The organism is Streptococcus marmotae, from assembly GCF_001623565.1.
In the GTDB taxonomy this organism is placed as follows: domain Bacteria; phylum Bacillota; class Bacilli; order Lactobacillales; family Streptococcaceae; genus Streptococcus; species Streptococcus marmotae.
In genome coordinates this window covers 2,055,184-2,080,801 of the sequence record NZ_CP015196.1, presented here as the reverse complement: position 1 = coordinate 2,080,801, position 25,618 = coordinate 2,055,184, and the positions used below count along the sequence as shown (strand labels likewise).

18 protein-coding genes, 3 pseudogenes and 1 other annotated feature are annotated in these 25,618 nt (G+C 37.9%); of the genes and pseudogenes, 14 read left to right on the top strand and 7 right to left on the bottom strand.

Going from position 1 to position 25,618, the window contains the following annotated elements:
* Positions 1-67 precede the first annotated feature (67 nt).
* From A4H00_RS10120 to yihA, 6 genes and pseudogenes are all read left to right on the top strand, one after another.
* The gene (locus A4H00_RS10120) at positions 68-2,287 is read left to right on the top strand and encodes an alpha-galactosidase (protein ID WP_067090602.1); all 2,220 of its coding nucleotides are present in this window, start codon (positions 68-70) and stop codon (positions 2,285-2,287) included.
* 257 nt (positions 2,288-2,544) lie between these two features.
* Positions 2,545-3,384 carry a thymidylate synthase gene (locus A4H00_RS10115; protein ID WP_067090597.1) on the top strand — a complete coding sequence of 280 codons (840 nt, stop codon included), beginning with the start codon at positions 2,545-2,547 and terminating at the stop codon, positions 3,382-3,384.
* Between the two features lie 18 nt (positions 3,385-3,402).
* On the top strand, positions 3,403-3,966 hold the full coding sequence (locus tag A4H00_RS10110) for a hypothetical protein (protein WP_067090593.1): 564 nt from the start codon (positions 3,403-3,405) through the stop codon (positions 3,964-3,966).
* 255 nt (positions 3,967-4,221) lie between these two features.
* Positions 4,222-4,734 (top strand): dihydrofolate reductase, encoded by a 513-nt coding sequence (locus A4H00_RS10105; protein WP_067090589.1) that lies wholly within the window; start codon positions 4,222-4,224, stop codon positions 4,732-4,734.
* 197 nt (positions 4,735-4,931) lie between these two features.
* Positions 4,932-6,160, top strand: a pseudogene (gene clpX, locus A4H00_RS10100) (ATP-dependent Clp protease ATP-binding subunit ClpX).
* 8 nt (positions 6,161-6,168) lie between these two features.
* Positions 6,169-6,756 carry a ribosome biogenesis GTP-binding protein YihA/YsxC gene (gene yihA / locus A4H00_RS10095; RefSeq protein WP_067090585.1) on the top strand — a complete coding sequence of 196 codons (588 nt, stop codon included), beginning with the start codon at positions 6,169-6,171 and terminating at the stop codon, positions 6,754-6,756.
* A 41-nt stretch (positions 6,757-6,797) separates the two neighbouring features.
* On the opposite strand, the pseudogene A4H00_RS10090 reads toward yihA, so the two are convergent.
* Positions 6,798-8,106, bottom strand: a pseudogene (locus tag A4H00_RS10090) (transposase).
* A 207-nt stretch (positions 8,107-8,313) separates the two neighbouring features.
* Positions 8,314-8,442: a sequence feature (ribosomal protein L10 leader region), on the top strand.
* A gap of 37 nt (positions 8,443-8,479) precedes the next feature.
* Between A4H00_RS10090 and rplJ the strand changes: the two are divergent.
* Complete coding sequence (gene rplJ / locus A4H00_RS10085) at positions 8,480-8,980, top strand: 50S ribosomal protein L10 (protein WP_067090582.1); 501 nt, start codon at positions 8,480-8,482, stop codon at positions 8,978-8,980.
* 73 nt (positions 8,981-9,053) lie between these two features.
* Positions 9,054-9,422, top strand: a complete 369-nt coding sequence (gene rplL / locus A4H00_RS10080; RefSeq protein WP_067090579.1) for a 50S ribosomal protein L7/L12 — start codon at positions 9,054-9,056, stop codon at positions 9,420-9,422.
* Positions 9,423-9,802: 380 nt separating this feature from the next.
* Here the strand turns inward: rplL and A4H00_RS10075 are convergent, their stop codons facing one another.
* From A4H00_RS10075 to A4H00_RS10060, 5 genes and pseudogenes are all read right to left on the bottom strand, one after another.
* Positions 9,803-11,356 (bottom strand): glycoside hydrolase family 43 protein, encoded by a 1,554-nt coding sequence (locus A4H00_RS10075; RefSeq protein WP_067090576.1) that lies wholly within the window; start codon positions 11,354-11,356, stop codon positions 9,803-9,805.
* 15 nt (positions 11,357-11,371) lie between these two features.
* Positions 11,372-11,713, bottom strand: coding sequence for an HAD-IA family hydrolase (locus A4H00_RS12365; protein WP_335339463.1), 342 nt, complete (start codon positions 11,711-11,713; stop codon positions 11,372-11,374).
* 29 nt (positions 11,714-11,742) lie between these two features.
* Entirely contained in the window at positions 11,743-12,036 is a 294-nt protein-coding gene (locus A4H00_RS12360; RefSeq protein WP_335339455.1) for an HAD hydrolase-like protein, read from the bottom strand.
* A gap of 16 nt (positions 12,037-12,052) precedes the next feature.
* Positions 12,053-14,848: an alpha-L-rhamnosidase gene (locus A4H00_RS10065; protein WP_067090572.1), complete on the bottom strand. Its 2,796-nt coding sequence runs from the start codon at positions 14,846-14,848 to the stop codon at positions 12,053-12,055.
* 19 nt (positions 14,849-14,867) lie between these two features.
* Positions 14,868-16,563, bottom strand: a pseudogene (locus A4H00_RS10060) (glycoside hydrolase family 3 protein).
* A gap of 149 nt (positions 16,564-16,712) precedes the next feature.
* Between A4H00_RS10060 and A4H00_RS10055 the strand changes: the two are divergent.
* Positions 16,713-17,714 carry an AraC family transcriptional regulator gene (locus tag A4H00_RS10055; protein WP_067090568.1) on the top strand — a complete coding sequence of 334 codons (1,002 nt, stop codon included), beginning with the start codon at positions 16,713-16,715 and terminating at the stop codon, positions 17,712-17,714.
* A gap of 113 nt (positions 17,715-17,827) precedes the next feature.
* Complete coding sequence (locus tag A4H00_RS10050; RefSeq protein ID WP_099092174.1) at positions 17,828-18,769, top strand: alpha/beta hydrolase; 942 nt, start codon at positions 17,828-17,830, stop codon at positions 18,767-18,769.
* A 430-nt stretch (positions 18,770-19,199) separates the two neighbouring features.
* Here A4H00_RS10050 and A4H00_RS10045 read toward each other — a convergent pair.
* Positions 19,200-20,305 (bottom strand): IS3 family transposase gene (locus tag A4H00_RS10045; RefSeq protein WP_099092148.1). Its coding sequence is split into 2 segments (ribosomal slippage): positions 19,200-20,029 and positions 20,029-20,305, totalling 1,107 coding nucleotides; the frame shifts between segments, so codons are not numbered across the junction.
* Positions 20,306-20,373: 68 nt separating this feature from the next.
* On the opposite strand from A4H00_RS10045, the gene A4H00_RS10035 reads away from it, so the two are divergent.
* From A4H00_RS10035 to A4H00_RS10020, 4 genes are all read left to right on the top strand, one after another.
* Positions 20,374-21,546, top strand: a complete 1,173-nt coding sequence (locus A4H00_RS10035; RefSeq protein WP_335339462.1) for an alpha/beta hydrolase — start codon at positions 20,374-20,376, stop codon at positions 21,544-21,546.
* 141 nt (positions 21,547-21,687) lie between these two features.
* On the top strand, positions 21,688-22,476 hold the full coding sequence (locus tag A4H00_RS10030; protein ID WP_067090560.1) for a MurR/RpiR family transcriptional regulator: 789 nt from the start codon (positions 21,688-21,690) through the stop codon (positions 22,474-22,476).
* A gap of 116 nt (positions 22,477-22,592) precedes the next feature.
* A complete protein-coding gene (locus A4H00_RS10025) occupies positions 22,593-23,963 on the top strand; it encodes a glycoside hydrolase family 1 protein (protein ID WP_067090556.1) in 1,371 nt (456 codons plus the stop codon).
* Between the two features lie 370 nt (positions 23,964-24,333).
* Positions 24,334-25,611, top strand: coding sequence for a PTS sugar transporter subunit IIC (locus A4H00_RS10020; protein WP_067090552.1), 1,278 nt, complete (start codon positions 24,334-24,336; stop codon positions 25,609-25,611).
* Positions 25,612-25,618 lie beyond the last annotated feature (7 nt).

Here is a 25,618-nt window from a genome sequence, read left to right as displayed (position 1 = left end):
ATGAGCAAAGTATGAACTTATTTTCCTAGTAGAGAAAAGTGTGAGTGACTTTGTAAAGGAGTAAAGAATGAAAGTTTCAGTTTCAGACAGCCAATATTTTCATTTACAAACAAAGAATACAAGTTATATTTTTAGAGTTTTGGAAAATGGCGGCTTAGGACATGTCTATTATGGAAAAAAAATACCAATTAAAGACAGTTACCCCTACCTAACTGTAGTAGAGGAGCGTGGCTTTGAACCATATACTGACGTTGAAAACACGAGCTCTCAGCCTAATTTGATGAGATTTGAATATAGTTCTTACGGTAGAGGAGACTTTAGGCAACCAGCTTATCAAATAGCACTAGAAAATGGAAGCCGAATTAGTGATTTAATCTTCGATTCCTATCAGTTGCTTCCTGGAAAGAGCCGTTTAGAAGGTCTTCCAGCAACTTTTGCAAGTGACGAATTTGCAATTACTTTAGTAATCAAAATGGTGGATCCAACGATTGGATTGACAGTTTATTTATCGTATACTATTTTTAAAAATCAAGATGTGATTGCTCGCAGTGTTCAATTTAAAAATGATAGTCAACAGAAAATGAAGCTATTACGAACCATGAGTTTACAAGTGGATTTGCGAGCTAGTGATTATGATTTCATACATTTTTCTGGTGCCTGGTTGAGAGAACGCTATGTTCAAAGAACGCCATTACGATACGGACTGCAAAGCGTAGATAGTTTAAGAGTCAGTTCTAGCCCGCAGCAAAATCCTTTTATTATGTTGGCTAGTAAAGAAACAACTGAGGATTCAGGTGCAGTTTATGGTTTTAATCTGATTTACTCAGGGAATCACCTTGAACAAATTGAGGTAGATCATTTTGGTTGTGCGCGTGTTTTGGTCGGCATGAATCCATTTGATTTTTCTTGGACCTTGTTACCTGGTGAAACTTTTCAAACTCCAGAAGCTTTACAATGTTATACCTCAAATGGTTTTAATAGCCTGAGTCAACTATTGGCTAATTTTTATCATGAGCATTTGATAAATCCTGTGTTTAGCAAGAAAGATAGGCCGCTATTAATTAATAGTTGGGAAGCAACTTACTTTGATATTTCGACCAAAAAAATTAAGGATTTAGCGGATAAGGCTAAGGATTTGGGAATAGAGTTGGTTGTTATCGATGATGGCTGGTACGGTCATCGGGATAATGATCAGACTTCTTTAGGAGACTGGGTTGATGACCAGACGAAGTTTCCAGAAGGAATCGCTCATATTGCAAATTATGTCCATTCGATTGGATTAAAGTTTGGTCTTTGGTTTGAACCAGAGATGATCTCAGAAGATAGCGATCTGTACCGCAGTCATCCCGATTGGAGAATTGCAGCGCCGAATCGTCAGCCATGCTTAGGTCGACAACAATTTGTCTTAGATTTTAGCCGTAAAGAGGTCGTAGACAATCTGTTTTCTCAAATGAAAAAAATGATTAAAGAAACAGGTTTGGATTACATTAAATGGGATATGAATAGGCATATTACAGATTTGTACAGTTTAGCTTTAGAAAACAATAGACAACAAGAATTTGCCCATCGATACATTTTAGGTGTATATGAACTGTATGATAGATTGATAAAAGCATTTCCAAACATTCTGTTTGAATCCTGTGCTTCTGGTGGCGGACGTTTTGATTTGGGGATGATGTATTATGCACCGCAAGCATGGACAAGTGATAATACTGATCCAATAGAACGTCTGAAAATTCAATATGGGACGTCATACGGTTACCCCTTATCAATGATGACAGGCCATGTATCGGCTTCTCCTAATCACCAAACAGGTCGGGTGACGACGCTCACTTATAGAGAACACGTGTCATACTTTTCTGTATTAGGATATGAATTTGACCTCACTCAATTAGATAAAGAAGCATATGAACAGATAAAAGAAGGAATTACTTTTTATAAAACCTACCGTCATTTATTTCAATATGGAACATTCTATCGGATTTTGAGTCCGTTTACTCAAAATATCGTTAGTTGGCAGGTGGTATCACAAGATAAAACTTGCTCGATATTGGCTCGTTATCAGATACTGAGTGAAGCGAATCCAGCACCTGCCCATCTTATATTTAAGGGATTAGATCGTCACAAATATTATCAAATAAAGGGATACGATGATGTTTTTACAGGTGAAGAATTGATGAATGCAGGTGTTTGTCTTCCGCTTTCTCCATATGCAGGAGAAAGAGTGGTCAGTGTCCCAGATTTCAAATCCTGGTTATTTATTTTGAATGAATATACAGCTCTATGAGAAATGTTAAGTCCTGATAAGGTGAATATGTCAAATCGTTATTTTTGCCTCTTGCAATACATTCTTTTAGAATAAACGTCTTGCAAGTATTTTAAATAAGAAGCCGGAGCACTCCTTGATTCTAGTTTACTAGAAATCAACAGGAGTGTCTTTCTTTTGTCTCATTTAGAGGAGGAACGTACTAGCTACTTTTCTTTTCTAGTCTTTTAAGACACTAGAAAAAAGACAAAATAGTAGAGAAGTGATATACTAGAAACATGACAAAAGCAGATCAAATTTTCAAAGAAAACATTCAAAAAATACTCGATGAGGGCGTCTTTTCAGAGAATGCTCGTCCACGTTATAAAGATGGAAATGTAGCAAATTCCAAATATATTACCGGCTCCTTTGCGGAATACGATTTGGCAAAGGGGGAATTTCCCATTACCACCTTACGTCCCATTCCGATTAAGTCGGCTATTAAAGAAGTTTGCTGGATTTACCAAGATCAGACCAACAGCCTTTCGGTTTTGAATGACAAATACGGTGTGAGCTACTGGAACGATTGGGAAGTTGGAACAACAAGAACGATTGGTGAGCGGTATGGTGCTGTTGTCAAAAAACACCAGATTATTGATAAAATTCTCAAACAGTTAGCGGATAATCCCTGGAATCGTCGCAATATTATCTCGCTTTGGGACTATGAAGCCTTTGAGGAGACAGACGGTCTCTTGCCTTGTGCCTTTCAGACCATGTTTGATGTCAGACGAGTTGACGGAGACATCTATCTGGATGCCACTCTGACTCAAAGGAGTAATGATATGTTAGTAGCCCACCACATCAATGCCATGCAGTATGTGGCCCTCCAGATGATGATTGCTAAGCATTTCGGTTGGAAAGTTGGGAAATTCTTCTATTTCATCAATAATTTGCACATCTACGATAATCAATTTGAACAGGCCAAGGAGTTGCTCAATAGGGAGCCGAGTGATTGTCAGCCACGCTTAGTCTTGAATGTGCCAGATGGAACGAATTTTTACGATATCAAACCGGAAGATTTTGAATTAGTTGATTATCATCCAGTCAAACCACAGCTCAAGTTTGATTTAGCGATTTAACACCTGAAGGAGCCAGCTATGAGCAAACTGTCTTTTTTCATCTTACTTGCTTATCTACTATATGTTGGTGGCAAAACACTTGGTTTAAAAGATCCTTTGCGAGTATTTATCCCGTATTGGGGCTTGGGCTGGTATTTGGGCTATTATGCAGGAAGAACAGACCAGACGCGAAGAATTCTAGCAAGGGTTGGAGGGGGATTTGCACTTATCTACCTTCTTATTTCTACCTATGCCTTGTGGTCTCTTTTCATCCTAACAAATAATCCCGATGATTATTTTAATGTGTTCTTTTTTCTGACGAAATATCCATTTATTATCCTTCCCATTTTTATCAGTTTCTTCATTCTTAGTCTTATTCTTTTCCTCAGCGGGGCTTATCGCTTCATGAACCTATTTAAAGGCCCTTCTACTAAAGAATTAGCTGTTTTGTTTCCTATAACAGTGCTACTTGACCTTGTCTTGCATTATTTATCAATTCGTTTGGGCTTTATTTTTCCGAGCTTAGTGCTGATTATTTATTGGGCGACGAGAGAGAAAGAGGGAAATTGTTTTATTCTTTATGAGGGCAAGTGGAAAAAATGAAAAGACACTCGTAGTTTACAAGCTAACTGAAAAAGTTTTTTGATAAAAAAGTAATGTATTTAAATCCGAATAATGGTACTTTCCAAAAAGAGACTAAGCACCAATTGTTCGGTTTTTATCTTTTTATTCTAAATTTTATATTAGATTATTCGTTATATTTTCTATCGCTTTGACTTTATCAGTAACCTCGTAGTTTACAAGTGCCTTTTTCTTCCTTTTTTGATAAAATAAGATGAATAAAATAAAGGTGGAACTATGACGAAGAAAATTGTTGCCATTTGGGCGCAAGATGAGCAAGGTGTAATTGGTAAAGAAGGCAGTCTTCCCTGGTCTTTACCAGCTGATTTGGAACATTTTAAACAGACAACCACAGGCCATGCGATGGTTATGGGACGTGTGACCTTTGAAGGAATGAACAAACGCGTCCTTCCAAATCGTATTTCAATCATTCTGACACATGATTCAGATTATCAAGTGGCTGATGACCGTGCTCTTGTGATGCACCATGTTTCAGATGTACTAGACTGGTACAATCAACAGGACAAGAATCTTTATGTGATTGGCGGAGGCCAACTATTTTCGGCTTTTGAATCTCATTTAGACGAAATTGTCAGAACAGATATTCATAGTCGATTTGAAGGCGATACATATTTTCCGAAGGTATTTGATTGGAGCGTTTTTAAAGAGACAAGCATGAACGAGTATGAGCGTGATGCGGAAAATCCTGTTGACTTTACCGTGAGAATATTTGAAAGAAGAGAGAACTAATTCATGCAGAAAAGTTTATTTGGTCTATTTACTGCAGTTTTATGCGGCATATGTGTGCTCTGTTCGATTCAGGCTTTTCAGAAAAAGCGCTACGGACTAGCCCTTCTTTTTCTCTTAAATGCAGTAACCAATTTAGTAAATAGTATTCATGCCGTATATGGCGTATTATTTTAAAGAGTGATAGGAACGAGATTAGAATGACAGTACACCACCACCCATCAGAGCTTATCTACTGCTCATTTTGTGGAAAAAATCAAGAAGAAGTTAAAAAAATTATTGCAGGAAACAATGTCTTTATCTGTAATGAATGTGTGGAATTAGCCCAGGAAATTATCCGTGAAGAATTAGCAGAAGAAGTCTTGACTGATTTAGCGGATACGCCAAAACCACAAGAATTACTCACTATTTTGAACCATTACGTTATCGGACAAGACCGTGCCAAACGTGCTTTGGCCGTAGCCGTATATAATCACTACAAACGGATTAATTTTCAAGATAGCCGTGAGGAGGATGATGTTGATTTGCAAAAATCAAATATCCTCATGATTGGGCCAACCGGATCTGGTAAGACTTTTCTTGCTCAAACCTTAGCGAAGAGTTTGAATGTCCCATTTGCCATTGCCGATGCAACAGCCTTGACAGAAGCAGGCTATGTAGGAGAAGATGTTGAAAATATTCTCCTAAAACTCTTACAGGCAGCAGATTTTAATATTGACCGTGCAGAACGCGGTATTATCTATGTTGATGAAATTGATAAGATTGCTAAAAAAGGTGAGAATGTCTCGATTACCCGTGATGTTTCTGGTGAAGGTGTTCAGCAGGCCCTTCTGAAAATTATAGAAGGAACTGTTGCAAGTGTACCACCACAGGGTGGTCGCAAGCATCCACAACAGGAAATGATTCAATTAGATACCAAAAATATTCTCTTTATCGTTGGGGGGCCTTTGATGGTATTGAAGAAATTGTCAAGCAACGTATGGGGGAAAAAATTATTGGTTTTGGTCACAATAACCGTGCCATTGATGAAAAAGAATCCTATATGCAGCACATCATCGCTGATGATATTCAAAAATTTGGGATTATTCCAGAGTTAATTGGTCGCTTACCTGTTTTTGCAGCCCTAGATCAGTTGACGATTGATGATTTGATTCGCATTTTAACAGAGCCTAAAAATGCCCTTGTGAAGCAATACCAAACCTTGTTATCTTACGATGGTGTTGAATTGGAATTTGACAAGGAGGCGCTCGAAGAAATTGCAAATAAAGCGATTGAGCGAAAGACAGGCGCTCGCGGTTTACGCTCTATTATTGAAGAAACCATGCTAGATGTGATGTTTGAAATACCGAGTCAAGACGAAGTTAAGCGCGTACGGATTACGAAAGATGCCGTTGATGGTAAGGCAGAGCCAATCCTAGAAAGGGCATAAGCAAGTAGATGGAAATCAATACAAACAATGCAGAAATCCTTTTAAGTGCGGTTTCTAAGGCCCAGTATCCTCAAGACGATATGCCAGAAATTGCCCTAGCGGGACGGTCAAATGTTGGAAAGTCTTCTTTTATTAACACCCTACTTGGCCGTAAAAATTTGGCACGTACGTCTAGTAAACCAGGGAAAACACAGCAGTTAAACTTTTATAACATCGATGACAAGATTCGTTTTGTCGATGTACCAGGTTATGGTTATGCGAAAGTTTCAAAGACTGAGCGTGCCAAATGGGGAAAAATGATTGAAGAATACCTAACGAATCGTGATAACTTAAGAGCGGTAGTCAGTTTGGTCGATATGCGCCATGAACCATCAGCAGATGATGTCCAAATGTACGAATTCTTAAAGTATTATGAAATTCCTGTTATTGTCGTCGCAACAAAGGCAGATAAAATTCCCCGTGGCAAATGGAATAAGCACGAATCCATGATTAAGAAAAAACTAGATTTTGACAAAAATGACCAATTTGTCGTCTTTTCGTCAGAAACAAGACATGGATTTGACCAGGCTTGGGAGAGCATTTTGAATGAAATTTAGAAAAATGTGGCTCTTTGTCAACTGTAGTGGGTAGATGTCAGCTAACATCTAGAGAGGACCAAGTTGGTCTTCTCTTTTTTGATATTGATGGCAATCAAAATCCGCTTTTTGAAGTTTTCAAAGTTCCGAAATCCAAAGGCATTACGCTTGATGACTTTGATAAGATTATTGGTAGCTTCCAATTTAGCGTTGGAATAAGGCAATTCCAAGGCGTTTAAAACCTTGTCCTTATCCTTTAGAAACGTCTTAAATACCGTCTGGAAAATAGGGTTAACAGTGGCTATTTCTTGCTCAATTAGGTCAAAGAAATGATCTGAGTTTTTCTCTTGGAAATGGAATAAAAGAAGTTGATAGAGTTCATAATGTTGTCGTAACTCATCTGAGTAGGATAGGAGCTTGTCTAAGATTTCCTTATTGGTCAAATGCATGCGAAAAGTAGGGCGATAAAACCGCTTGTCACTGAGTTTACGGCTATCTTGTTGTACCAGTTTCCAGTAGCGTTTGAGCGTCTTGTATTCATGCGATTTGCGGTCAAAAGCATTCATGATTTGGGTACGGACACGGTTCATAGCACGGCTGAGATGTTGCACAACGTGGAAGCGATCCAGCACGATTTTGGCATGTGGGAGTGAAACAGTCTGGGAATAGACTGTTTCAGCCTGAGCTTAGAAATTGGAGGGCGAAGGGTTTAGCCAATTTATAGTAAGGGCTAAACATGTCCATAGTGATGATTTTAACGCGGTTTCTGACCTTTCTAGGGTATCTCAGAAAGTGATTTCGGATGGTTGCTTGCGTTCTTCCATCAAGGATAGCGATGATGTTATTTGTGTCAAAATCTTGAGCGATAAAGCTCATTTTCCCTTTCTTGAAGGCATACTCATCCCAGGACATGACTTCTGGAAGCTTATCCCAATCCGTTTCAAATTTAAACTCATTGAGTTTTCGAATAACTGTAGATGTAGAAATGGAGAGTCTGTGTGCGATATGTGTCATTGCTTGCTTTTCGATGAGTAATTGTGCGATTTTCTGGTTGACAGCGACAGAGATTTGATGGTTCTTCTTAACAATAGGAGTTTCAGCGACCGCTATTTTCCCACAGTCTTTGCACTTGAAACGACGCTTTCGAAGGCGGATAAGTAGCGGGTAGCCAGCAGTTTCTAAGTAGGGGATTTTAGAGGCTTTCTGGAAGTCGTACTTAGCCATTTGTCCCTTGCAGGAAGGGCATTTAGGGGCTGTGTAATCCAAGTGACCGTGGAGTTCTAAGTGTGTTCCCATGTCGCATTCATTAGTGATAGTGATATTTTTGTCTTTCATTTTGAGAAAATTTGTGATAAGATTTAGTTGTTCCATATGAGTCTTTCTAAATGATAGTTTTGTCGCTTTTCATTATAGGTCATATGGAACTTTTTTTCTACACTGAAAAAGGCTCCATAATCTCTGTGGCGGGCGTACCCACTACAGATATTATAGAGCCAAAAATGTAGTGCTACTCTACATTTTTTCTTATTATTTGAGCAAAAACTCTTGCAAATGATTTAAAAGTATGATACTATGAATAAGGTTTGAAAAAACTGACCTAAGACAGTAGGGGGGCTGGACTCATAAATATCCTACCGAGGCACAAAACGGATAGAAAACGTATTTGTACTTTCGTGTCTAGGTTTGGCGCGTTTTTTTATTGGAACAAGCTCAAGCCCAAAATAATAACGGAGGTAAAACACTAATGAGTGAAGCTATTATCGCTAAAAAAGCAGAATTAGTTGATCAAGTTGCTGAGAAGATGAAAGCTGCAGCATCTATCGTAGTTGTGGATGCACGTGGTTTGACAGTTGAGCAAGATACCGTTCTTCGTCGTGACTTACGCGGAAGCGAAGTTGAGTACAAGGTTATCAAAAACTCAATCTTACGTCGTGCGGCTGAAAAAGCTGGTCTTGAAGAACTTGCATCAATTTTTGTTGGACCATCTGCCATTGCATTTTCAAATGAAGATGTTATCGCACCAGCAAAAATCTTGAACGACTTTGCTAAAACAGCTGAAGCCCTTGAAATCAAAGGTGGTGCTATCGAAGGTAAAGTTTCTTCTAAAGAAGAAATCCAAGCTCTTGCAGCATTGCCAAACAGAGAAGGTATGCTTTCTATGCTCTTGTCTGTACTTCAAGCACCGGTTCGCAACGTTGCATACGCTGTCAAAGCTGTTGCAGAAAGCAAAGAAGACGCTGCTTAATGCGTCAACGCGTAGCCTAGTGCTACAACCATCTATTATTTAATAAAAACAAAACTATTTGGAGGAAATAACAATGGCATTGAACATTGAAAACATTATTGCTGAAATTAAAGAAGCTTCAATCCTTGAGCTTAACGATCTTGTAAAAGCGATCGAAGAAGAATTTGGTGTAACTGCAGCTGCTCCTGTAGCTGTTGCTGCGGCTGGTGCTGCTGATACTGCAGATGCTAAAGATTCATTCGACGTTGAATTGACATCTGCTGGTGACAAAAAAGTTGGCGTTATCAAAGTTGTACGTGAAATCACAGGTCTTGGTCTTAAAGAAGCTAAAGAACTTGTTGATGGAGCACCTGCATTGGTTAAAGAAGGCGTTGCAACTGCAGAAGCTGAAGAAATCAAAGCTAAATTGGAAGAAGCTGGAGCTAGCGTAACTCTTAAATAAGAAGCATAGCTTAATTAGATTGCGGAAGCCCGATTTACCAGTCTTTGAAAACGCAATAGCGATTTAAAATCAGGTAAATCAATTTGGTTTCCTACAAGAAATCCTACCAAATTTTTTGGTAGGATTTTTGTTTTCTGTGACTTTCAGTCCGTTTTGCTCCGTAGGTGTGAAACAACTTATTAGACTTTTTATACGTGTAATCTTCCAGATTGCATTCTTTTGTGGGTGAGCGCGCCGCGCTCATCCTGGTTTGGCCCAAACTCTTAGGAAATGATACAGTAGCAATATGAATGAGCTGCTACACTTGACTTGACAAATGGTGACTTTTATCTGATTATTAAAGTAGAGATATATCTAACTCGATATGATCAAGTTCGGTACTAGCATAAGGTATGTGAGGAAAAGCGCTTCGCCTGAGTAATGGCTAAACAAGCATCATCTAAAACATAGATTCCTGAGATATTTCCTGTATTCAAAGCTGCAATAGCTTCGTTGGAGAAATGGAGAGAATGACAGGAAAAGACGATATTTTCCTTTTTATTTGAAATAGCACGGAATATTTTTTCTTTTTTTCCGTGTTCAATGCTTAGCATTTGTGGAAGATACGGTAGGGTTCCGAGCTTTTCTGTCACCTCTATGTCTAGAATGCGAATTTGTTTGATAAAGTCATACCCAGCAATTTCATTTTTTCGAATAAGGAGACAAGCATAGTGATCTGAATTAATGAGGGTAGCAATGCCTATTGCACCATCTTTGATGGATGTATGCTCTATATCTAGCTTGATTTGGAAAGTTTCCTCCTGATCTGTCTGCCGTAAACCAAGAAAAGAGGGAGTTGCTAAATCGGTCAAAGTAGAAGTTGAACCAGATAAGCAAAGCAACCCATCTCCAACTGTCAGACGTTCTCTTAGCGAATCACGTAAACTAATCCATTCTGGATGAAGATGAGAAGAGATGAAAGAATCTTCTAAGATCTTTTCTGTCTGCTGTCCAATCTCCTTGGCGTGATGCGGAAAGTCAGTTAAATCTACCTCTACAGTTGGTATTCCGTGATAAATTTGAGGCCACTCAGTATCCCAATTCACTGGATAGAGTAAGGTCTCACGTCCGGTATTGGTAAACTGGATAAAATCTAAGCTAGTCGGACGAGTTCCTAGGCAAGTGAGCCACCAATTTCCACTTTTATCTTGGAAAAGATCGGCATGTCCAATATTTTGTAATAGTTGATTTGCTCGATCACGATTGGTAAAGAGGGGATTTTGCGGAGCACTTTCATATGGTCCCCAAAGATGTGGACTACGAAACATAGTAATCATGTGTCCAATGCCAGTCCCACCTTCAGCGGCAAGTAAATAGTAGTGATTTTCTTTTTTTATAATATGAGGACCTTCCACATCACGCCCGCCGGTTCCAAAACTTAAGACTTCTGGTCCTCGAAGAATCTTTCCTGATATCAAATCGATTTCTACTTGTTGAATAGCTTTAGTTCCTTCATCATCAATATAACCTGTAAACTGAACATAAGTTCGCTGATCTTCAAAATAGAGATCTGGATCTATTCCCATGATATCTATTTCGATTCGTTTTTCTTCCCAAATAATCTGTTCTTTATCAGGACTTAATTTACCTCGAATAATAAAATTTTTCCATTCTGCAAAGTTTGTTGTTACTATATAAAAATGGCCTTTGTGATAACGAATACAAACAGCAAAAATTCCTTCATTTGATTTTGCCTTACGTAAATTAGCTTGAGAATGCTTTGTCAGGATACTGTCCATTTTTTCCCAATTGACGAGGTCGGTACTTCTTGATAAGCTGATACCTGGATAATATTCAAAAGTACTGTTAACAAGATAGTAGCTTCCTTCTACTAAGACGATGCTCGGGTCAGGATGCATACCTGTAACAATAGGATTTTTATAGTGTACAGTCATAGAATACTTCTCCTTTCAGTGTTGAGACTGATGAGCTTCCCATATTTTTTTGATAGTAGCGTAAGTGATATCTGAACTATTCTCGAATCGCTGATGAGCATGACTTAATTCTGCCCCTCCAATTCCAATGGAAATACTGCCTGCAGCATTGATAGCAGAGACTCCAGCTACAGAATCTTCTATACCAACGCAATCTTCAGGAGCTAAATGAAGTTTGCGAGCAGCAGCGATAAAAATGTCTGGCTTAGGTTTTCCAGCAGCAATTTCCTCAGGATTAACAACCGCATCAAAAACATTTGAAAGACCCAATTTTTCTAGAATAAGTGGCCCGTTTTTACTAGCAGAAGCAAGACATATTTGAATGTTTTGCTTTTTTAATTCTGCAATTAAGGATGCAATACCAGGTAAAATATGACTGGGGAGAGGTGTTCAAGTGCTGCTACATAAGCGCTATTTTTCTCGACAGACAATGCATGGAATTCATCTACTGAAACATTCTTACCTAAATAGCTTAATATAACTTTGAGGGAGTCTTCACGACTGACTCCTCTGGTTTTTTCTTCTAATTCATCTGGTAATTCTGCTTGAAAATGCTGAGAAATGAGATTGCGCCAAGCTGTAAAATGATAGCTTGCTGTATCTGCAATGACACCATCTAAATCAAATAATACACCTTTCATAGTTTAGTCCTTTCTCTTACCTTTGGCTAAGCAGTGGAGTGCTTTCAAGAAGGTTATTCACTTTCCTGAGCGCCTCTGGTTCAATGTTGATGAATGGTAAAATAGTGTTTAGTTTTGTGATAGACATTGTTCCAAGTCCACCATTTAATGCATCTGGATTTTCTTTGAAGAACTGTAATACATCTGCTATCTGCTCAATTTTGTCTACTAATTCAGTATCTAACATGATATCACGGACAGATGTGTGGGCAGAGTAGCGTTCGATATAATCTTGGTTAGGAATATAGGATATGGTATATTGACCACAGGTTAACTCAATAGTACCATCTTCAATAATCATTTCATTGATAGAAATGGAGACAGACTCAGAACGTGGTAATTGTAGCTCGACTGTTTGTCCAAATGGCACAGAAATCTGAAGTTGAATGCGATGCTCTACATCGGATTCAATTTGATACGCAACGGATAATTTGCCATAGCTAGAAGTGAAATATCCTTTAACATTTTTCAAGCGGTAATCAAATTTAGGTGACAAGGTCACTCGTTGATAACCAGGTGTATGTTCACCTAATCCCAAAATATAACAGTAAGCCCATTCCATAATTGCCCCGATGGAATAGTGGTTAAGCGAGTTCATCCCGTCAGGGTGCATAGTATCATCTTCTTGAATAGAATTCCAACGTTCCCATATAGTAGTTGCCCCTTTATTGATAGCATAAAGCCAGCTTGGATAATCTTCATGGAGGAAAATTTTAGTTGCTAATTTATGCTCGCCATATTTAGATAGGACTTGGCAGATGAATGGCGTTCCCACAAAACCTGTCTTCAGATGGTCTTCATCTTTTCCAAGACGTGTAACTAAATCGTTAAGAACACGAGGGATTTGCGCTTTAGGAATAAGCTCAAAGTATAGGGCAAGAGCATAAGCTGTTTGAGTATCGATAGCTAGTCGACCGGTAGATGTAATAAATTCGTTGCGAATGGCTGTTTTTATATTGCTTGCTAATATCCGATAGATACTAGCTTCGTCTTCGTATCCAAGTAAGCTAGCTGTTTTTGCGACAATTTGGCTAGAATAGTAGTAGTAGACAGATGCGATGAAGTTTTCATCTGTTTTTCCGGTTGGTAAAGCAGGATTTTCACCATCAAGAGCAATCCAATCTCCAAATTGGAATCCACCGGTCCAGAGATTTTCGGTCTTAGTTGAACGACTAATCCAATCAACCCAAGCTTTCATGGATGGGTAATGTTGGCGTAAAATTGTATCATCTCCGTAAATTTGGTACATATTCCAAGGGACAACAGTTGTAGCGTCACCCCAAACTGCCGCCCCTCCTTCGTGATTTCCAAAAGAAGGAGCGTACATAGGTGTCATGCCATCTAGCATGGCCTGCTCGACAGCCATATCCTTCGCGAATTTACGGAAAAACGGATAGACATTGGCATTCAAAGCAGCAGTGGTTGAAAATACATTTGCATCTCCAGTCCATCCGAGACGCTCATCCCGTTGAGGGCAATCTGTTGGAACATCAAAGAAATTAGATTTTTGTCCCCATTTGACATTTTGGAATAGGCGGTTAACTGATGAATGATTCGTCTGGATATCTCCTGTAAACTCCATCTGAGAAAAGACGACAGCAGCTTTAAAATCTTCTGGATTGATGGGGCTAGTATGTCCACTTACCCGAACGTACCGATAGCCAAAATAGGTAAAATGAGGTCTCACCCAGCCTTCTTTTCCATTTGATGTGTAGGAGAAAGTAGCCCTAGCATAACGAAGATTATCTCTGTAGAAGTTTCCATCTAGCAAGCATTCTCCAGCTTCAAGAGTAATTGTGTGCCCTTCTGGTAAACGATTATAAAATTCGAAAATACCAGCATGATTCTGACCAAAATCTAGAACAGTTTCTCCAGCAGGTGTGAGAATGATTTCTTGGACAGCTAAGCGCTCATCAATAACGAGTGGCGGACTCATACGGTCGCACAGTACATCCTTTGATTCGTCTAGTATTTCCACTACTTCCCAATCATCTAATAAAATGCGGTCATCTAAATCTTCTCCGTAGTAAATAGCTGATTTTGTTACTTGACCAGCTGTTGCGCTCCAGCTATTATCTGTTTTAATCACTTCAGTCTGTCCATTTGCGTAGTCAATGTAAAGTTCAGCAATAATACGGTGATGATCGCCATAGTGTTGATCTTTACCTCCATCAAATCCCATGATGCCCTTGTACCAGCCATCACCGGTAGAAACAGTCCAATCAGTCTTGCCTGCTTGCAAGAGACTGGTGACGTCGTACGTTTGAATTTGAATCCATTTTGTATAATCTGTGCATCCAGGAGCTAGCATCTCATTTCCAATTTTTTCGCCATCCAGATAGGTCTCATAAACTCCAAGACCAGTCATGTATAAGCGAGCAGATATTACTGCATCTTTTAAGTCAATCTGCTTTCTAAATACCGTATTTTGGAGATTTTTATTTGGATGGGCAATCCAATCCGCAGTAAATGGTTCGTGCCGCTTTCCTGTTTCAAAGAATGTAGAAGCAGAAATAGTCTCATTTATTGTACGAATGAGTACTTCTACATCATAACGTGTACGAGGCAATAACTCAGTGTCGACATCGAAAAAATTATTGTCATAGGGTAGGAAATCTGTTTCGTAACAAAGGCCGTTAGGACTGGAAATACGAACCTTTTTTTCAATACTTTGGAAGTGAGAGGCCTCAATTTTGAATGTAATATGTAAATGGGACATGTCATAGCCCAAAGGCTCAACTAAATGATTAATCAATATGTCTGTAATGTTCATTTTATTTCCTCTTTTTATACTATCTTTTAGCAACAAAATCGCCACAGAATGGATTAACAGGGCTAATTCCTTCAAATGCTTCTTGACCGACCAATTTTCTTAAAACAGATTCAACAGTTGCAGGATTGCCTGTGTAGGCATTGATAAACGTCGATATGTATGGAATATCAAATAGATGATATGGATTGGCTGTTGATACAAATACGGTCGGTATAGATGGTGCAAACCAAGGAGCGTTAGCAGCCATCAGCTGAATCCAGTTTAAACGTGTCGTTGTCTGATTGCTGGCTGTTTCTATATTTGCGACATAAAAAGCCAAATCAAATTTTTCCTTCAAATCAGCTATTCCCTCTTCAAACATCTCATGAAAGTCCATTTGATATAGCTTGACGTAAAATCCTAATTGCTTCAACCCTTCTTCGAAAAGAGGGGTAACTTTACCGCCTTCTTTAAATCCACCGTCATCAGTATCTCCAAGCACTACTAACCGAATTCGTGGTGTTTTTTCTGGTGAGAGTGGTAAAAGTTGATCACGGTCTTTGACTAAAGTGACAGATTTTCGAGCGATAGTTTGAACTGTCTGTAAATGCTCCGCTGAATTGAAGTGAAGTGTTTCTGGAATTGTATCGTGACAGTGACCGTCAGTTGATAGCAAACCTTGACTCGCTTTGGTTGCTAGAATGCGTGTAACAGCTTCGTCTAAGCGCTCTTTTGAGATAAATCCATTTTCAACAGCCTGCCTGATGATAGAATAATCTTCATCAATATTTTTGTTAAATAAAATCATATCAATTCCAGCATTGATAGTGGTTGGAATTAAAGAATTACGAGGCATGATGACATTATAACCGACCATCGCTGTTGCATCTGTAATTGCTAGGCCGTTGAAGCCTAGTTTATCTCTTAATAAACCCTTAATTAGCCACTTGGATGCTGATGCAGGAAGTAGTTCCTTATCAGATAAGGCTGGACATAATTTTTTTTCCCATGCAGGTTGATAAATATGGCCAATCATAATAGCAGGAATCCCCTCTTCAATCAAGGATTGGTAAATTGTTCCGTAAGATTGATTCCATTCATCAACTGAAAGGCTGTTGATACTGGATAGGAGATGTTGGTCACGTTCATCTACTCCATCACCTGGGAAGTGTTTAGCCGTTGGAATGATGTTGTGTTCGGAAAAGCCTTTAATTTGAGCTTGGGACATTGTTAGAACACTATTAGGATTAGAGCCAAATGTCCTAGTATTGGTAATGGGATTGCGGAAATTGTAGTCAATATCAACAATAGGAGCAAAAGCCATGTTGCATCCTACTTGTTCAGCTTCAGAGCCAGCAATTTTCCCCAATTGATAAGCGTTTGTAGCATCATTGGTTGCAGCTATTTGCAGAGGATTCCCCACCCAAGTACCTTCTGATACAATTCCATTTCCGCCAGATTCTAGGTTTGCTGCTATAAATAGAGGAAATTTACTGTAAGTTTGAATACTCTTAATTTGTTTTTTTTATATGAGTAGCTCTTCCAGGTCGGAACATCATACCACCTGGTTTATACTTATCAATAAATTCTTTTAAAGAAACGTGTTGCTCATCAGGGCTAATAACAAAGAAGAGTTGCCCAATTTTCTCCTCTATTGTCATGGAAGATACAGTATTTTTGATATATGAGATGTTTTCGTGTGACAAGTAATAGGGTTTTTGTGTTAAATCTACCATGTGATTCTCCTTTTTGTTCATACGTTTTAATTTTAGTTTAACAATTTCAAAAAGTAAGGACAATAGCGGAAAAGAATATTGTGTGTGTTCATTTCGTAGATTTTGTAAATTGGAAAAATAGTGTATAATTAAAGTGAGAGGAAATACGGATGAATGATTTTATTTTAGAGTTATTGCTATCGAAACGGGAGCATAGAGAATGGGAAGAAATACTAGAGAACTTGCATCCTGTTCCAGCTAAGTTTTTTGAGGGGGAGGCAGTTTATGAATTTTTTCATAATCTGGATGATTCTTTGGATATTAATTTACAACCAATCGCCATATCAGTAAATCCAGTAGAATCTTATATTCCCTATCATTATCACAACTATGTCGAAATGATTATTCCGATAAAAGGACGGATGACTATTTTGGTGGAACACGAAGAAATAATTTTACAAGAAGGGGATATTTTTATCGTTGGTCCCAATACGATTCATCAAAATAAGAGTATTGGAAAAGAAAATCTTGTATTTAATATTGCCTTAAAACAAACAGCTTTTTCCCATAGTGATTTGGATTTCTTACGCAGAAGTGGTAGTAGTAGTTATTTAGCTGATTTACTATTTTTCTCTTCATCAATGACTACTGAAAATGGGATGTACACTATTTTTCACACCAAAGATACAGACGGTGTCCAGCATACGATTGAAAATATCGTCTACGAATACTATAATATACTGGACAATCAATCCAATCATATTATTCAGTATGAGCTTCTAGTCTTATTTGCCAAATTACTCAGACTGTCCTCAAGAGAAAGTTCAGCAGTTCAAAGCAGTCGCAAGACAGAGTCTACTTTACTATCGTTACTGCTATATATTGAAAAGCACTATGCAAGCGTGACGTTAGAGGAAATGGGAAAGCATTTTGGCTTTAACCCTAACTATCTCTCAACCTACTTAAGAAAGCATACAGGGCATTCCTTTGTTAAATTACTGCATATTCAGCGAGTGAACGTAGCTGCTGAATATCTACGCTATACAACTGCTCCAATTGAAAAAATTTCGCTAAAAGTGGGGTATGAAAATCCATCTTACTTTTATAAAATATTTAAAAAAATACTCGGTATGTCTCCAGCCGAATACAGAAAACAAGTTCAGAAGCAATGACTTTATGTTAGGGCATTTATCTACGAAATGAATAGTCTTTGACAGCGAAATGCCTCTTGTGAGTCATTTGGCTTAGCAGTATACTGTATATAAAGAATATACAAGGAGGGCTAATGATGCTCATTCAAAAAATTCCTTTAGACGCGAATAATGAACATGTATCGTTAACGACTTATATTTTAGATGAATCACAGGAATTGTTGGTTGGTAAAAAAAGACCAGCAGTCTTAATTTGTCCAGGCGGGGCTTATTTAAATTGCTCTGATAGAGAAGCGGAGCCTGTAGCATTACGATTTGCTGCGATGGGATATCATGCCTTTGTTCTACGTTACCATGTCTTTTTTGATACACCAAATGGATTTGAGCGTTTGTTACAAGGCGAAACGTTTGAACCACGGAAAGAGTGTCAATATCCTGCTGCAATTCGTGATATAGCACATGCCATGACGATTATTTATGATCATGCCGATGAATGGTTCGTTGATGCTGAAAAAATAGTGCTTTGTGGCTTCTCAGCCGGAGGTCACAATGTCCTGAATTATGCTGTTCATTATGATAAACCAGTGATTATAGATGATTTTGAAGCTGCAAAGGTCAAGCCAGCAGCCGTTATTGCGGGTTATCCGATTTCAGATTACCTTTATATGAAAGAGTCTGTCCGCTATCAAGATGATATCGCACAAAGTCTTTTTAAATTGTCTAACCTTGCCTTTTTTGGACAAGAAGAGCCGAGTGATGAAGAGCTAGCAGAAGTGAGTGCCACAAGATTAGTAAGTCATTCGACTCCACCAACCTTTATTTGGGCAACAGCAGGTGACAAGCTTGTTCCAGTAGGCCATTCCACTCGTATGGCTACTGCTTTAGCTGATGCAGGTGTTCCATTTGAAATTCATATCTATGAGGAGGGGAATCATGGGTTAGCCTTAGCTACTCAAGCTACTGCAACAGCGAAAACAGACCTCAATCCTATCGCAGCTGAATGGATTACCGCGGCTGATATTTGGCTCCAAAAACGCTTTTCCCTACCATTAGAAGAAAAAGGTCGGTGGGGCTAAAAAGTCTGTAATGAGATTATAAATGTTTCAAAAGTTGAAACATTTATTTTTTTTTGCAATTCCCCCTTTTAAATTGCTATAGTTTTAATTTCTAGAATTTATTAAAATGAAGATGGAAGCGAAGCTAGAATATCTCGTGCATTTAAGAAAGGAGGATTTTTAAGTATTGTACGTTGCATATTTTAACTTTTGATTGTACTTTAACTAAAGATCGTAGAAAGGCAAGTTATGAAAACAAGAAAAATATTTTTTAGTATAGTAGTATTATGCGTATGCTTATTATGTGGGTGTGCTAAAAAGTCAATTGAAGTCAGAGGAGTCTATTCGGCATATCTAGACGGCTATGATTGGGGTGAGAGCATCAGTAGAGTAACTTTAAAACTAGATGAAAAGGCAACAGTTTTCTGTACAGTCTTATAAAGTGTTTTTCTTAAGCGATACCTCGCTTAGCTATGGGAGTTTGGTAATTGAGACTACCGTGAATACGATGATGGTTCCACCAGTGGACATAGTCTCTTGTCTTGATGGCCAGTTCTTCCAGTGTTGAAAATTGTTCTTGATAAACAAACTCAATCTTGAAAGCACGGTAGGTGCTTTCAGCCACGGCATTGTCATAAGGGCAACCAGCTTGACTAAGAGAACGGGTGATACCAAAGGCCACTAGCATCTCATCAATCAGCTGATTATCGAACTCCTTGCCACGGTCAGAATGAAAAAGATTGACCTTGGTTAAAGCATAAGGGATACTCTGAATTGCTTGCTTTACCAGATCTGCGGTCTTCTGCCAACCGACTGACAGGCCAATGATTTCTCGATTAAAGAGGTCGATGATGAGGCAAACGTAAGCCCAACGCTGGTCTATACGAACATAGGTCAAGTCCGTGACAAGGGCTTCTAAAGGCTTGTGTTGGTCGAATTGTCGATCTAAGAGATTAGGAATGGGAGCTTCGTTCTTCCCTTTAGAACGAGGCTTGAAGACAGCTTTCTGGTAAACAGAGACCAAATTTAGGCGCTTCATGATGCGCCGAATCCGTCGGAGAGACAAGCAGATGCCTTCAGCTTCCAGGCATTTCTTGATTTTCCTAGCCCCGTATCTGGACTTGCTTTCAGAGAAAATGTTTCTAACCTTTCCTTCAATCTCTGCTTCAGATACAGGTTCAACGGCTTTGTAATAATAGCTAGAACGCGGGATATTTAAGCAACGGCACATGTCTACAATTTTGTATTTATCTTTATTAGCGGTGATTACTTCCCTTTTTGCGCCATAATCACCGCTGCTTGCTTTAAGATGTCAACCTGCATTTCAAGCTCTTTGTTTCGTTTTCTGAGGGCAATCAGCTCGCGCTGTTCAGCAGTAAGGTTATCAACGGTCTTAAACGATCCAGTTGTTTTGGATTGTTTCACCCACTTATCGAAGGTTGAAGGGGTTAGCTCATATTCTCTGATGAGCTCACTACGCTTTTTCCCTGCTTGGTAAAGGTCAACGATTTGTTTTTTGAAATCATCGGTGAAGTGACGACGTGGTTTTCTAGACATAAGGGATTCCTCTTTTCTTTAGTTCAGTGTAGAACACTTTATAATTTTTGTCTAGTTTAGTGTAACCTATTCAAGATCACAAGATAGATACAAAGACTCTTTCGGCAAAGGATTTTATTGTGACTGAATCAAAAAATACGTTTAATTTTATGGAAGCTGAAAAAGGTGTGCAGGAGACTGAGAATCAGCGAAAAGTTCTTGAGGTTTTTACTAGTGATGAAAAAGGATATAAAAAGTCAAATGCTTCAGAATATATAACGCTTACTCTTAAGGTAGGACCGACAGAAGGAAGATATTTTTATATTTCTCCAGAGACATTTACAAATCGCTATCCTGATATATATAAGTTGGATATTAAACTTGTGAATAATGCATCCGTAACTTCTTCGGGAAGCTCGGTTTCTAAATTCGTTATTAAACCCGAAATGGAAAAATTGTACACCTCTGTAGACAATTTCGCTTTTGATCAGTATACTGCTAGCGACGGGACAACTTATCAATATGCTTTTTATAATCCAACACAAAAAAGCGAAACCCTAATTGTTTGGTTACATGGTCTAGGAGAAGGAGGAGTAAAAAACACTGATTCCAAAATGCCGTTATTAGGAAATGAAGCAGCCATTTTGGGGAAAGAAGAATTTCAAAATTCAATCGGAGGGGCAAACATTTTAGTTCCTCAAAGTCCTAGTTTTTGGATGGATAAAACAGGACAGGACTCCCTAGTTGAAGGTAGAATTATTTCAAATGGAAGCTCCTACTATACGAAATCGTTGCATGAATTGATTGCATTTTATAAGGAAAAGACTGGTTCCAAAAAAATTATCATTGCAGGTTGTTCAAATGGTGGTTTTATGGGAATGCTACTTGCCAAGACCTATGCTACAGAATATGATGGATATGTACTAATTTGTGAGGCTATGGAAGACAAGTTTTTAACGGATGAAGATATTCAAACGTTAAAGGATTTGCCACTCTATTTCGTTTATTCCAAAGATGATCCGCTTGTTGTGCCGCAACAGTATGAGGAGCCTACGATTCAAAGGCTTAAACTTGCTGGAGCTACTAAATTAGAAACAGTTATTTTTGATAGTGTTGTTAATCTGGATGGAAATATTTTGGATGAAGAAGGAAAACCATATAATTTTGGCGGTCATTCATCCTGGGTATACTTCTTTAATAATGAAGTTGTTAATAAAGATGGTCAAACTATTTGGGAATGGATAAGTGAGCGAGTAAAATAATTTTGAAATTACTTGGAGAGGGACTTATTTTTATGGTCTGCTACATTCTTAGCAGATCATTTTTTAGTATATTTGTAAAACAAATAGCTTCATGTTATACTTAGATTTAGTGTTAGTTCAGAATTTGGAGATAAAAAAAATATGGAAAATATTACGGTTATGGCAATTTTATTGCGACTCATGAATGATTCAATTTCAAATAAAACTCAGTTTTCCATCGCTAGAGGAATATTAAAGAATTTCAGGCAGATTCCACAAATATCCATTTATGATTTGGCAGATTTATGTTTTGTTTCTCCAGCTTCTATTTCAAGATTTGTAAAGTCATTAGGTTTTTCTTCTTTTAGCGAATTTAAAAAAGAATGTGAAGGTTATATTAGTATAGATGTTGATTATTCTTCTAATGTACTAAAAGCAAAAGGTGCAGATATTTTGCCACTATTTGAGCGATACACAGTCAGCGCGAAAGAAAATCTAGATTATAATCTACAAAATATTGATATGGATCAAATTGAAAAAATTTCCGATTGGATATATAAAGCTGATGATGTGGTCTACCTAGGATTAGAATTTGCGACTATTTTGGGACAACATTATCAAAAGAAAATGGCAGAATGCAATAAGTATATTCACCTACCTTGGAATTTTGAACAGCAGCGTGAGATTATAGGTGATTTTAGTGAGAATAGTGTTGCCATTATTGCTTCTCTTGAAGGGGGCTATTTTTACAGGTCAAGTGAAATTATCCGAATGCTAAAAAATAAAGGTTCGAAAGTTATTGCAATCACGATGGAACATAATTCCAAATTATTACGTGATGCGGATGAAATTATTCTATGTAATAAGAACAATTCGGAAACAGAGGGAAGATTATCTTTACTGCATGTCATTGAATTGTTAATAATGTATTATTTTATCAATTATAAATAAAAAGTTTCAAAACATGAAACTTTTTATTTTTCTTGAAATTTTGTCTTCCAAATTGACCTCGCTTTAGGATCTAAAAATTGTTAAACTAAGGTTAGAAAAATGAATGGAGGAACAAAATGAAGAGTACGGAAAAATTTTACTGGGGGGCATCCACTTCTGCATTTCAAGTTGAGGGTGGATTCGACTTAGGTGGAAAAGGAGTAGCTACCACGGATGTTCGAAATGTACCAGAAGGAATTGCGGATAACCGAGTTGCTTCGGATCACTTTCATCATTGGAAAGAAGATATTCGATTGATGGCTGAATTGGGATTGTCTCTCTATCGGTTTTCGTTCAATTGGACTCGAATAATGGGAGATGGAAAAAGGGTTAACCTTGAAGGAATTGCATTCTATAATCAAATTATTGATGAGTGTTTAAAATATGGTATTACCCCATTTCCTACTTTATATCACTTTGAGATGCCACAGCATTTGATAGATGATTATGGAGGATGGAAATCAAGAGAATGTATCAATGATTTTGTGAATTATGCAAGGATATGTTTTGAGGCTTTTGGTGATCGTATCAAAATGTGGGGAACCATCAATGAACAGATGATTGCGGTAGCAGCGAAAGATTTAAATGGAAATCACAATGTTTCAGAAGAACAAGGCATGAAAGATATGTATCAAATGAGTTATCATATGTCTCTTGCTGAAAAGATGGCTATCCGTTTATTCAGGACGCTAGTACCAGATGGAAAGATTGGGCCGGTTTGCTCTATGCAGGTTGTTTATGCAGAAACTTCTTCGCCAGAGGATGTTCAAGCCGCAAAAGATGCGCAAGATTTTCTACAAAATTGCTTTTTAGACATGTCTGTCTTTGGTCGCTATCCAAAGTCATATACACGATACCTAGAAGAACAAGGATGGTTTCCAAAAGTTGAAGTAGGCGATGATGAGGTGTTAACGACAAATCGTCCAGACCTTATCGGAATCAACTATTATTGTAGTACATGTATTCGAGCGAAAAAAACTAGTGATGATTCTTTAAAACTGCCACCGTTTTATCGAAATGAATTATTTACTTTGGGTAATAATCAATACTTAGAAAAGACAAAATGGATGGAATTTGGTATCGATCCAAAAGGACTGTATACTGGAATGAGAGATGTCTACGAGCGTTATCATTTGCCGATGATTGTGACAGAGAATGGCTTGGCTTATTCTGATGTAGTAGAGGATGGGAGGATCAATGATGATTACCGTATTGATTACCTCGAAAAACACATTGCGCAATGCGAGCGATTTGTGGCGGATGGTTATCCATTATTAGGTTATTCTACTTGGTCATTTTTGGACTTAGTTAGCTCTCACCAAGGATTTATTAAACGATATGGTCTTGTTTATGTTGATCGAACAGATACAGACTTGAAAGAATGTGCCCGAATTCCGAAGAAAAGTTATTATTGGTATCAAGAGAAAATAAAACATTCTAATATTTAGAGTTAACGTCTAAACCGACAAAACATTTCAATTGAAACTGGAAGTTTTCTTGACTACTGTAAGGTTCTCTAGAAACACCCTGAACCAACAGCTTCGCATAAGAGAATTCTACCTACTAGCTCACCTGCCGTCTGTACCCTCTTAGATACAGAAAGTGAGGTTTGCGGAAACAGCTAGTGTGTTGGAAGTAAGGACAAAGGCTTGGGTAACAGACTTCTTTTTGAATACTTTGCAACAGGGAGGAAAAGAAACAACCATGAGTCCATTCCATGACTTTATTGTTCTGGAAAACCTTGCAATAGTCAAGTGATAACATTGTTAACACTTGGGATTAAAAATCCCCATAAACTTATTTTACGAGGAGAAAATGATGAAAAAATTTGTAGAATTTATGGAAAAATATTTTATTCCACTTGCGAACAAACTTGCTGGGAATAGATATATAAAAAGTATTGGCGGAGGCTCAATGAGTCTGTTAAGTATCATTATGTTTGGAGCCTTTTTCACAGTTTTAAATAATATTCAGTGGGAACCTTATGTTAATTTTCTAACTCATACCCATTTGAAGGAGGTTTTTAATGTTATTCCAAAATTTACAACTGATATGGCTGGATTATATATGGCGTTCAGTGTTGGATATGGTGCTAGTCAAAATTTCAAGATAGAAAAACATGCTTTTAGCACTGGATTAATTAGTATGGTTTCTTTTCTTCTGCTAATTCCTCTTAACTCAGAGTTAGTAGAACGAGTTACTTTTTTAGATACTAGTTTTTTAGGAGCGAAAGGTGTTTTTACAGCAATTATTGTAGGTCTTGTTTGTACAAAGATGATGGCCTTCTTTGTTGAAAAAAATATAACAATTAAGTTGCCAGAAGGTGTACCGCCTATGGTGCTACAATCTTTTACTGCTTTAATTCCGGTTACCGTGATAGGAGTTTTATTTGCTATTGTTAAAGTGTCATTTGCGATGACTTCTTTCAATTCAGCTACAGAATTTGTTTATAAAATACTACAGACTCCACTTCAGTCCCTAACAGGTACATTGCCGGCATTCTTACTTGTTGTATTGATTGCAAATCTTTTATGGTTCTTTGGAATTCATGGTTCACTAACTGTTTTACCAATTTTCATGCCAATTATGCTGGGGTACTTAGCTGAGAATACCGCAGCAGTTCAAGCAGGTCAAGTTGCTCCAAATTTAATTAGTTTTGCATTATATGATTTAGCAAATTTAGGAGGTAGTGGTGCAACTTTAGGTTTGGTTACTATTATGTTCTTCTTTGCAAAAAGTGAGCGGTATAAATCTTTTAGTAAGGCGGTCTTTCCAGCAGGGATTTTTGGTGTGAATGAACCGGTTATATTTGGAATGCCAGTAATGTTGAATGTTATTTTACTAATTCCATTTCTTATTGTTCCAATTATCGTATCAGGACTCGGATATTTCTTGATGAAAATTGGAATTGTGACTCCTCCAATCGGAATTCTAGGAGCAGGTTCCTTACCACCACTTATTGGTGGACTATCTCAAGGTAGTTTATCATTTGGTATTTATCAACTTGTTGCAGTAGTCATTTCTGGACTAATTTACTATCCATTCTTCAAAGTCTTAGATAATCAAGCTTTGAGAGAAGAAGCGAAAGCAGAATAAAAATAAA